Origin of the sequence: Streptomyces sp. (assembly GCF_031178505.1) — a bacterium.
Classification (GTDB): Bacteria; Actinomycetota; Actinomycetes; order Streptomycetales; family Streptomycetaceae; genus Streptomyces; species Streptomyces gulbargensis.
The window spans coordinates 1-2,002 of record NZ_JAPSIW010000985.1 but is presented as its reverse complement, the minus strand read 5'-3'; the positions used below and the strand labels follow the sequence as shown (position 1 = coordinate 2,002).

1 protein-coding gene is annotated in these 2,002 nt (G+C 75.1%); it reads left to right on the top strand.

Annotation, left to right across the window (positions count from 1 at the left end; all coding sequences use genetic code 11):
- Positions 1-199 precede the first annotated feature (199 nt).
- Positions 200-1,969: a PucR family transcriptional regulator ligand-binding domain-containing protein gene (locus RIF68_RS35365; protein ID WP_309055682.1), complete on the top strand. Its 1,770-nt coding sequence runs from the start codon at positions 200-202 to the stop codon at positions 1,967-1,969.
- The last annotated feature ends 33 nt before the right edge of the window (positions 1,970-2,002 follow it).

Below are 2,002 nucleotides of genomic sequence, written 5' to 3'. Positions count from 1 at the left end.
CCTAGTACACAAGCCCCGTCCGCCCCGGTGTAGCCACCAAAAACATGAAGGAGTTGGCTGGGGCCCGTCGTCGTCTTGTAGATTCGAACGAAAGACGGAGAACAGAAACCTCTCCGTTTTCCCCTGGAAACGGTGGCACCACTGCACCGTCGACAACGCGACAGACACACCACAGACGAGAAGGAACGGCGGCGACACGATGCGGCTGCGCGCACTGCTGGAGAACGACGCGCACGGTGCGGTCCAGCTCGTCCTCGCCGCCGAGCAGGCGCAGCCCGAGCGCGTCGTTCTCCAGCAGTGCGCGCTCGGGCTGCGCCTGCTCGGCGGCGAGGACGAGCTGGACCGCACCGTGCGCGGCGTGATGACGACGGACCTCAAGGACCCGAGCAGGTACCTCTCCGGTGGCGAGCTGGTGCTGACGGGTCTCGCGTGGCTCCGTGAGCCGGCCGACGCCGAGCCCTTCGTACGCATCCTGGCCTCGGCCGGCGTGGCGGCGCTCGCCGCGGGCGAGGCGGAACTCGGCGACATTCCGGACGATCTGGTGCAGGCATGTTTGCGCCACCGGCTCCCGCTGTTCGCGGTGAACGAGTCCGTTGCGTTCGCGACGATCACCGAGCACGTTGTTCGACAGGTCTCCGGCGAGCGGGCGGGTGACCTCGCCGCCGTCGTCGACCGCCACAGGCGGCTGATGACCTCGGGCCCGGCCGGCGGCGGCCCCGAGGTCGTCCTGGACCTGCTCGGTTCCGACCTGGACCTGCGCGCCTGGGTCCTCTCCCCCACCGGCCGCCGGATCGCCGGCGCGGGCGACCCCCTGGACCCGGCCCTCGCCGCCACCCTGGCCGGGGAGCACCTGGCCGCCACCCGGACGGGCCGGCGCGGCCCCCACCGGGTGACCACCGGCGGCACCACGTACTCGCTCTTCCCGGTCCGGAACACCGGTCGTGGTGCCCCGCCCGCCTCCCGGGACGTGCGCGAGACGGTCCTGTCGGACTGGCTCCTCGCCGTCGAGGCCGACGCCGGGGACTGGCCCGCCGCCCGCCTGGACCTGCTCCAGGGCGTGACGCAGCTGATCGCCGTCGAGCGGGACCGGCGCGACGCGGCCCGTACGGTGCGGCGCCGGCTCGCGCAGGAGGTGCTGGAGCTGGTGCAGACGGGCGCCGCGCCCGCCGAGATCGCGGCCCGGCTGCGGGTCGCCGCCCCCGTGCTGCTGCCGGGCATCGGCACCGCGCCGCAGTGGCAGGTGGTCGTGGCCCGGGTCGACTGGGAGCAGGACGCGGGGCAGGGCACGGCCCTCGACGGCGGCCCGGTCGCCCAGGCCCTCCTGGAGGAGATCCTGGTCGACCCGGCGGCCGTCGGCCCCGAGTCGGCCGACCGGATCGCCGTCGCGCACAGCGGCGACGAGGCCATCGCGCTCGTGCCGCTGGCGGTCGCGCCGCTGCCGGAGAGCGAGGACGAGGGCCCGGCGGCGGTGCCCGGACTGCACGCGGACGCCCTCCTCGCGGCCGTACGGGCCCCGCTCTCGGCCGGCCTGGCCGACGACGGGCGCCTCACCCTGGGTGTCAGCGCGGCCGTCCACTCGGCCGAGGGCCTGCGCGGAGCCCTGGAGGAGGCGCGGCACGCCCGCCGGGTCGCCGCCGCCCGCCCGGGCCGGGTCTGCGCCGCCGGGCACCACGAGCTGGCCTCCCACGTGCTGCTGCTGCCGTTCGTCCCGGACGACGTGCGCCGCGCGTTCACGGCCCGCCTCCTGGACCCGCTGCGCGACTACGACCGGCGCCACCGGGCGGAGCTCATCCCGACCCTGGAGGCCTTCCTGGACTGCGACGGCTCCTGGACGCGCTGCGCGACCCGGCTGCACCTGCACGTGAACACGCTGCGGTACCGGGTGGGCCGCATCGAGCAGCTCACCGGGCGCGACCTGTCGCGCCTGGAGGACAAGCTCGACTTCTTCCTGGCGCTGCGCATGAGCTGACCGGCACCGGCGGCCCGTCCGGGGACGGCCCGG